At 70.1% G+C, this 7628-nt stretch carries 10 protein-coding genes; 7 read left to right on the forward strand and 3 right to left on the reverse strand.

Translation table 11 applies throughout. The annotated features are described in order from the left end of the window. The first annotated feature begins 63 nt into the window (after nt 1-63). On the forward strand, nt 64-1815 hold the full coding sequence (locus ABZ297_RS03190; protein ID WP_355338535.1) for a DEAD/DEAH box helicase: 1752 nt from the start codon (nt 64-66) through the stop codon (nt 1813-1815). 130 nt (nt 1816-1945) lie between these two features. On the opposite strand, the gene ABZ297_RS03195 is transcribed toward ABZ297_RS03190, so the two are convergent. Beyond that, complete coding sequence (locus ABZ297_RS03195) at nt 1946-2485, reverse strand: hypothetical protein (RefSeq protein ID WP_355338538.1); 540 nt, start codon at nt 2483-2485, stop codon at nt 1946-1948. Between the two features lie 156 nt (nt 2486-2641). On the opposite strand from ABZ297_RS03195, the gene ABZ297_RS03200 reads away from it, so the two are divergent. Then, entirely contained in the window at nt 2642-2884 is a 243-nt protein-coding gene (locus ABZ297_RS03200) for a CopG family transcriptional regulator (protein ID WP_355338541.1), read from the forward strand. A 140-nt stretch (nt 2885-3024) separates the two neighbouring features. Here ABZ297_RS03200 and ABZ297_RS03205 read toward each other — a convergent pair whose 3' ends face one another. Next, a complete protein-coding gene (locus ABZ297_RS03205; protein WP_355338544.1) occupies nt 3025-3594 on the reverse strand; it encodes a nicotinamidase in 570 nt (189 codons plus the stop codon). A 15-nt stretch (nt 3595-3609) separates the two neighbouring features. Then, nucleotides 3610-4893, reverse strand: a complete 1284-nt coding sequence (locus ABZ297_RS03210) for a nicotinate phosphoribosyltransferase (RefSeq protein WP_355338547.1) — start codon at nt 4891-4893, stop codon at nt 3610-3612. A 46-nt stretch (nt 4894-4939) separates the two neighbouring features. Between ABZ297_RS03210 and clpS the strand changes: the two genes are divergently transcribed. The 5 genes from clpS to ABZ297_RS03235 all read left to right on the forward strand — a co-directional run bounded on the left by clpS (nt 4940) and on the right by ABZ297_RS03235 (nt 7538). Then, entirely contained in the window at nt 4940-5233 is a 294-nt protein-coding gene (gene clpS, locus ABZ297_RS03215; RefSeq protein ID WP_253766829.1) for an ATP-dependent Clp protease adapter ClpS, read from the forward strand. 10 nt (nt 5234-5243) lie between these two features. Beyond that, nucleotides 5244-5768 carry a DUF2017 domain-containing protein gene (locus ABZ297_RS03220; protein WP_350802758.1) on the forward strand — a complete coding sequence of 175 codons (525 nt, stop codon included), beginning with the start codon at nt 5244-5246 and terminating at the stop codon, nt 5766-5768. A 9-nt stretch (nt 5769-5777) separates the two neighbouring features. Continuing rightward, complete coding sequence (locus ABZ297_RS03225; protein WP_355338552.1) at nt 5778-6179, forward strand: M67 family metallopeptidase; 402 nt, start codon at nt 5778-5780, stop codon at nt 6177-6179. A 137-nt stretch (nt 6180-6316) separates the two neighbouring features. Next, complete coding sequence (locus ABZ297_RS03230; protein ID WP_355338555.1) at nt 6317-6589, forward strand: MoaD/ThiS family protein; 273 nt, start codon at nt 6317-6319, stop codon at nt 6587-6589. 1 nt (nt 6590) lies between these two features. Then, the gene (locus ABZ297_RS03235) at nt 6591-7538 is read left to right on the forward strand and encodes a cysteine synthase (protein ID WP_350802754.1); all 948 of its coding nucleotides are present in this window, start codon (nt 6591-6593) and stop codon (nt 7536-7538) included. Nucleotides 7539-7628: the final 90 nt, after the last annotated feature.

Consider the following 7628-nt stretch of genomic DNA (forward strand, 5'->3'; position numbering starts at 1 on the left):
TGGGCCCGATTACTCTTGGGTCACTGTGAGAAAGCGAAGCACACGAACCCCAGAGGTGATGCGGTGAGCACGTTCGCCGCGTCCCACCTTTCGCCTTCCTACCCAGACCGCGCCGCCTGGGGCACCGCCCCCAAGCTGCGCGCCTGGCAGCAGCAGGCGTTCGACCTCTACTTCAGTCGGGAGCCCCGCGACTTCCTCACCGTGGCGACCCCGGGCGCCGGCAAGACCACCTACGCCCTGCGCATAGCCAGCGAGCTCCTGGCCAACGGGGTGATCAAAGCGATCACCATCGTCACGCCCACCGAGCACCTCAAGCGCCAGTGGGCCGACGCCGCCGGCAGGGTCGGCATCAACATCGACCCCGAGTTCAAGAACAGCCAGGGGGCCACGTCCCGCGACTACGTGGGGGTCGCCGTCACCTACGCGCAGGTCGCCATGCACCCCGCCCTCCACAGGGCGCGCACCGAGGCCCGCAAGACGCTCGTCATCTTCGACGAGATCCACCACGCCGGCGACGCCAAATCCTGGGGCGACGGTGTCCGCGAGGCGTTCGAGCCCGCCGCCCGCAGGCTCCAGCTGACCGGCACCCCGTTCCGGTCCGACGACAACCCGATCCCGTTCGTCGCCTACGACGAGGACGCCGAGGGGTTCAAGCGCAGCGTCGCCGACTACTCCTACGGTTACGGCCCGGCCCTCGACGACGGGGTGGTGCGTCCCGTCATCTTTCTGGCGTACTCCGGTGAGATGAAGTGGCGCACCCGGGCGGGCGACGAGATCGCCGCCACCCTCGGCACGCCGCTGACCAAGGACCAGCTCTCCCAGGCGTGGCGGGCCGCCCTCGACCCGAAGGGCGACTGGATCCGCCAGGTCATGCAGGCGGCCGACCGGCGGCTGACGGAGGTGCGGCGGGGCGTCCCAGACGCGGGCGGGCTGGTCATCGCCACCGACCACGAGACCGCCCGCGCCTACGCCAGGCACCTGCGCAACATCACCGGGGAGGGCGCCACCGTGGTGCTCTCCGACGACCCGGGCGCGTCCAAGAAGATCAAGCAGTTCACCGCGTCCCAAGACCGGTGGCTGGTGGCGGTCCGCATGGTGTCGGAAGGCGTCGACATCCCCCGGCTGTGCGTGGGCGTCTACGCCACCTCGACCTCGACGCCGCTGTTCTTCGCGCAGGCCGTCGGCCGGTTCGTGCGAGCCCGCAAGCGGGGCGAGATGGCCTCGGTCTTCCTTCCCTCGGTGCCGACCCTCATGGGCCTGGCCAACGAGATGGAGGTCGAGCGCGACCACGTCCTCAACCGCAAACCGCCGGAGGACGGCCTCGACGACAGCCTCCTGGAGCAGGCCAACCGCCAGAAGGACAACCCGGACGTCCTCGGCGACGAGCTGCCGTTCGAGACGATGGAGACGTCGGCCACCTTCGACCGCGTCCTGTTCGACGGCGGCGAGTTCGGCACCGGGGCCGAGGTGGGCTCCGCGGAAGAGGAGGATTTCATCGGCCTCCCTGGTCTCCTGGAGCCCGACCAGGTCGCGACACTGCTCCGCAAACGCCAGTCCGACCAGCAGGCCGCCCGGCGCAAACGCCCGGAGGAGGCCTCCGGCACCCAGCTGGCCCCGCACGAGCAGATCGCCGAGATGCGCAAGGAGCTGAACGGGCTGGTCGGCGCCTGGAACCACCGCACGGGCCAGCCCCATGGCGTGATCCACTCGGAACTACGCCGGGCCTGCGGCGGCCCCCCGATCGCCCAGGCCACCACGGAGCAGATCCAGGACCGGATCAACACCATCCGCCGCTGGGCCACCCAACGACGCTGAGCGCCCTCAGGGGTGCTGGTGTGCCGCCCCAGGCCAGGGCAGCAGGCCCCGCACGGCTTCAGGTGCCGGACGGGGCCGCACGCGACGCCACGAGAGCGCCGAGGTTTCCCGGGGCCCCTGGTCGCACGTACTACGGGGTGGTGCTCGGCTGCGCGTGCGCCGGCTCGGCCGGGATGCGGTCGCCGGAACGTCCGTCGATCGCGACGTACCGGCCCTTTCCGGTGAGCTTCACCGGCACCACCAGGGACGCGGCGCCACCCGCGACGCTGACCGGGAGGGTCCGCACCCCCGTGTGCTCGCCCTTGAGCGGGCCCTCGTGCACCCAGACCCGCAGCCTGCGGCCATCCTGACGCAGCACCGCCTTGGCGGTCGCGCACTCGTCGGACGCGGCGGGCCAGGACAGAAGCAGGCCGTCGCGCGGCCCGTTGAGCCGGGCGCTCTCGGGCACCGGGGTGCGCACCTCGCACTGCGGGGTGGCGGGCAGGCCGTGCGCGACGATCTCCGGCGCGGGCTCCGCCGAGTCGGTGGGTTGAAGTGTCATGGTGGCCGCCTCCAGCAGCCCGAACGTCAGCACGGCCCCGACCCGCGCCGGGTTCCTGCCGCGTACGAGTACCCACAGGGCGAGGGGCGCGAGCAGCAACCAGGCCAGGCCGAGACAGAACGCGAGCATGAAGAACCTCACACCGGGACGGACGTATGTAGCTCCCTGTAGTACTTCGGCTTCGGAGAGCTTTTGCCGTCTTGAATATCACATCAACAGAGCGTTGCGCAGTGTGTACTCTTCGCGATCAGTGGCGCCGCAAGGGTGCCGCGTTACCGTAGAGAGGTGCCTGAGGTGAGCCTGCACCTGGACGAGGACATCAAGCAGCGAGTCGCCGAGGCGGCGCGCGTGCACGGGATGACCGAGGCCGACTACATGCGGGAAGCGATCAAGCGCGTCCTCAGCGAGGAGATCATCGGCGAGCGCCCGCGCCCGACGCTTCCGCTGTTCGACAGCGGGAATCCCTCGCTGGCCCGAAGTGTCGACGAGATCCTCGCCGAGGGGTTCGGCAGGGACGGGCTCGGCTGATGCTCGTCCTGGACGCGACCCGCGGCGTGCGTTGGCCGCGAGCCGTCATGGTACGACCAGGGTGCTGACGCTCGATCATCGGCTCGCACGATGAAACCGCTCTGGGGTGACGCCTTCACGGTGTTGCCCGCGGATGCCGCCTAGCGGAGCACGGGGCTGCCCTGGAGGATGACTCTGGCCGCCTTCAGCTCTTCCAGGGCCGCCTCCGTGGTCTCGGGGGCCACGCCGGCCGTGAGCCCCAGGAGGACGCGGACGGCGAGGCCGTGCTTGGCCGCGTCCAGGGCGGTGGCCCGCACGCAGTGGTCGGTGGCGATGCCGACGATGTCCACCTCGCGCACGCCGTGCTCGTCGAGCCAGTCGGCCAGGGTGACACCGTCTCCCGAGGAGCCTTCGAAGCCGCTGTAGGCCGCCGCGTGGGCGCCCTTGCTGAAGAACTCGTCGATCCCCGACACGTCGAGGGACGGGTGGAAGTCGGCGCCGGGGGTGCCGGCCACGCAGTGCTGGGGCCAGGTGCCGACGTAGTCGGGGGTCTCGGAGAAGTGGGGGCCGGGGTCGACGTGGTAGTCGCGGGTCGCCACCACGTGGTCGTAGCCGTGCTCCGACATGTGGTGGGTGATGGCGGCCGCCACCTCGGAGCCGCCGTCCACGGGGAGGCTGCCTCCCTCGCAGAAGTCGTTCTGCACGTCCACGACGATCAGCGCGCTACCCATACTGAGCACGATACGTCAGGCGAACTCCGTGGGGATCGCCGCGTACCCCCTGCCGAGGTGGAGCGCCTCCTGGGGGAGCCTGGCGACTGTCTCGGCGTGCCTGATGCGGGCCGTCGCCAGCGGTTCCCTGCCGACGACCTCGCCGTCGCGCACCAGCTCGTGCAGCAGGGGGATGCCGCCGTCCGGCACCAGGCCCGAGGTGGTGATCAGCTCGGTGTCGAAGTGGCCGGACTCGTCCATCAGGCGGTAGGCCTGCTTGCGCCCGCCGCGCGAGGGCTTGCCGACCGAGCGCTTGGCCACCGGCTCCAGCGAGCCCGCCGCGGTCTCGCGCGCCACCAGCTTGTAGACCAGCGCCGCCGTCGGGACTCCCGAGCCCGTCACCAGCGAGGTGCCGACGCCGTACCCGTCGACGGGGGCGGCGGCGAGCGCGGCGATGGCGTACTCGTCCAGGTCGGACGTGACCAGGATGCGGGTGTTGAACGCGCCCAGCGCGTCGAGCTGCTCGCGGACGTCCTGCGCCGCCGCGCCCAGGTCGCCCGAGTCGATGCGGACCGCCCCCAGCTTGGACCCGACCAGCTCGACCGCGGTGCGCACGGCCTCGGCCACGTCGTAGGTGTCGACCAGCAGCGTCGTCTCGGGGCCGAGTGAGGCGATCTGGGCCTCGAACGCCTCCTGCTCGGAGTCGTGCAGCAGGGTGAACGCGTGCGCCGCCGTACCGGCCGTGGGCACGCCGTAGAGGCGTCCGGCCATCAGGTTGGACGTCGAGGCGAAACCGGCGAGGTAGGCGGCTCGGGCGCTGGCGACGGCCGCCCACTCGTGCGTGCGGCGCGAACCCATCTCGATGATCGGACGGGTGCCCGCCGCGTTGGACATCCGCGAGGCGGTGGACGCGATCGCGCAGTCGTGGTTCATGATCGACAGGATCAGCGTCTCCAGCAGCACGGCCTCGGCGAAGCTGCCCTCCACCACCATGATCGGGGAGGCCGGGAAGTACACGTCGCCCTCGCGGTAGCCGTGAATGCTCCCCGAGAACCGGTAGTCGGCGAGGAAGGCCAGGGTCGACTCGTCGACCACCTGGTTCTCCCGCAAGAAGGTGAGTTCCTCATCACCGAAACGGAAATGTTCTAGTTCGTCGAGGACACGGCCCACACCGGCGACAACCCCGTAACGCCGTCCACCAGGCAGATGCCGGGCGAACACCTCGAAGACCGCGCGCCTGTGGGCGGCGCCGCTCCGCAGCGCCGCCTGCAACATCGTCAGCTCATAGTGATCTGTGAGCAACGCAGTGCTCATGGTCATTGTCACAAGTCGAAGACTACGGCCGAGGTAGGGCAGGATGGTGAATGTGGGTAGCACCGCTCCAATCGCCGTCGAGCGTCCGTCCTCGGACGTCCGGCCCGATCTGCCATGGGTGACAATCGTCTGGAACGACCCGGTCAACCTGATGTCCTATGTGACCTATGTCTTCCAGACCGTCTTCGGCTACACGCGCGAGAAGGCGGAGAAACTCATGCTGGACGTCCACCACAAGGGCAAGGCCGTCGTGTCCAGCGGCACCCGTGAAGAGATGGAACGCGATGTGCAGATTCTTCACTCCTACGGCCTGTGGGCGACGGTCCAGCCGGACTCGATCAAGTGAGGCGGCGCGGGTGAGTTCGGGGTTCTCGGCCAGGAGCGGCGGCGGTGTCATCGCGGAGTTCGAGGCGGCGGAGGTGTCGATCCTGCGCTCGCTGGTCAGCCAGGTCCTCGGCCTGGTGGCGCCCGGCGAGACCAGCGACGACCCGCTGGAGCGCGCCCTCGGCATCGGCGACGCCCGCACGCCGTCCGACCCGGTGCTCGCGCGCCTGTTCCCGTCCGCCTACCAGGATCCGGAGGAAGCGGCGGAGTTCCGCCGCTACACGGAGGCGACGCTGCGCGACGGCAAGCGCGCCGACGCCCAGACCATGCTCGACACCGCCGAGCCCGGTCGCAGGGAGCTCACGCCCGAGCAGGCGCAGGCGTGGCTGCGCGCGCTCAACGACGTGCGGCTGGCGCTCGGCACCAAGCTGGAGGTGACCGAGGAGATCCACGACGTGATCGCCACGATGTCCGAGGACGACCCCCGCTACCCGGCCTACGTCACCTACGACTGGCTCACCTTCCTCCAGGACAGCCTGGTTCGCGCCCTCTGGTAGCTTCCGGGCATGCTGACGATCGCGCAGGAACTGGTTGACAAGATCGTGGCCCATGCGCGGGCCGACCACCCGGACGAGGCGTGCGGTGTGATCGCCGGCCGCGACGGCGTGCCCGAGCGGTTCATCCCGATGGAGAACGCCGAACGCTCGCCCACCTTCTACCGCTTCGACTCGCTGGAGCAGCTGCGCGTCTGGCGCGAGATGGACGACCGCGACGAGGAGCCCGTCGTGATCTACCACTCGCACACGGCGACCGAGGCCTACCCCTCGCGCACCGACATCACCTACGCCTCCGAGCCGAACGCCCACTACGTCCTGGTGTCGACCAGGGACGAGGACAAGGTGGAGTTCCGCTCCTACCGGATCCTCGATGGGGCGGTCACGGAGGAGGAGGTAAGGTTTCTCCCATGATGGTCCGGCCGGTGCAGAGCTTCCTCTTCGCGCACACCCCGGCCGTTGTCGTCTACGACTGTCGCTGAGCTGGAATCCACAGCCAGCCGTCGGCGTTGCCGCCGATGGGACGACCCGACCTGAGGAGACTGACCGCGATGGCCATCGAGGTTCGCATTCCGACCATCCTGCGTAACTACACCGACGGCGCCAAGTCCGTCGACGCCGAGGGCGCCACCCTCGACGAGCTCATCAGCAATCTTGAGTCCCGCCACCCGGGCCTCAAGGACCGCCTGGTCGACCAGGGCACCCTGCGCCGCTTCGTCAACGTGTACCTGAACGACGAGGACGTGCGCTTCCTCGGCGGCCTCGGCACCCCGGTGTCCGACGGTGACACGGTGACCGTGCTGCCTGCCGTCGCCGGCGGGTGACATGCGCTTCGAATCGTTGATCGACTCGGTCGGCCGCACGCCGCTCGTGGGCCTGCCTCGCCTGTCGCCGTCCGCGGACGTGCGGCTCTGGGCGAAGCTGGAGGACCGCAACCCGACCGGGTCGATCAAGGACAGGCCCGCGCTCTGGATGGTGCAGCAGGCGGAGAAGGACGGCCTGCTCACGCCCGGCTGCACGATCCTGGAGCCCACCAGTGGCAACACCGGCATCTCGCTGGCGATGTCGGCCAAGCTCAAGGGCTACAAGCTGATCTGCGTGATGCCGGAGAACACCTCGGAGGAGCGCAGGCAGTTGCTGCGCATGTGGGGCGCCGAGATCATCTCGTCGCCCGCCGCGGGCGGTTCGAACGAGGCCGTGCGGGTCGCCAAGGAGCTCGCGGCGCAGAACCCGTCCTGGGTGATGCTGTACCAGTACGGCAACCCGGCGAACTGGCGCTCCCACTACGAGACGACCGGCCCGGAGATCCTCGCGGACCTGCCGACGGTCACCCATTTCGTCGCCGGTCTCGGCACCACGGGCACCCTGATGGGCGTCGGGCGGTTCCTGCGCGAGCGCGTCCCCGAAGTGCGGATCGTGGCCGCCGAGCCCCGTTACGGCGAGCTGGTGTACGGCCTGCGCAACGTCGACGAGGGCTTCGTCCCCGAGCTGTACGACGAGTCGGTGCTGACCACGCGCTTCTCCGTCGGCTCCGCCGACGCCCTGCGCCGCACCCGCGAGCTGCTGGCGTCCGAGGGGATCTTCGCGGGTGTCTCCACCGGCGCCGCCCTGCACGCCGCCCTCGGGATGGCGAGCAAGGCCGTCAAGGCGGGGGAGCGCGCCGACATCGTCTTCGTGGTGGCCGACGGCGGCTGGAAGTACCTGTCCACCGGCGCCTACGAGGGCACCCTGGACGAGGCAGAGGAGAGGCTCGAAGGCCAGCTCTGGGCCTGAGGCCACGCGGCCGGGCCCGGAACGAATCGGGCGGCCGGCCTGTCGCCGGCCGCCCGCGCGGGGCAGATGGTGCCGCCCGGCCCCACGCCC

Source organism: Nonomuraea sp. NPDC005983 (genome assembly GCF_040614375.1).
In the GTDB taxonomy this organism is placed as follows: domain Bacteria; phylum Actinomycetota; class Actinomycetes; order Streptosporangiales; family Streptosporangiaceae; genus Nonomuraea.

What these genes read in the sequence shown, in the direction of transcription:
- ABZ297_RS03195 (WP_355338538.1), bottom strand. Translation starts at nt 2,485, where the DNA reads ATGCTCGCGTTCTGTCTCGGCCTGGCCTGGTTGCTGCTCGCGCCCCTC.
- ABZ297_RS03205 (WP_355338544.1), bottom strand. Translation starts at nt 3,594, where the DNA reads ATGGGTAGCGCGCTGATCGTCGTGGACGTGCAGAACGACTTCTGCGAG.
- ABZ297_RS03210 (WP_355338547.1), bottom strand. Translation starts at nt 4,893, where the DNA reads ATGACCATGAGCACTGCGTTGCTCACAGATCACTATGAGCTGACGATG.
- ABZ297_RS03225 (WP_355338552.1), top strand. Translation starts at nt 5,778, where the DNA reads ATGCTGACGATCGCGCAGGAACTGGTTGACAAGATCGTGGCCCATGCG.
- ABZ297_RS03230 (WP_355338555.1), top strand. Translation starts at nt 6,317, where the DNA reads ATGGCCATCGAGGTTCGCATTCCGACCATCCTGCGTAACTACACCGAC.
- ABZ297_RS03235 (WP_350802754.1), top strand. Translation starts at nt 6,591, where the DNA reads ATGCGCTTCGAATCGTTGATCGACTCGGTCGGCCGCACGCCGCTCGTG.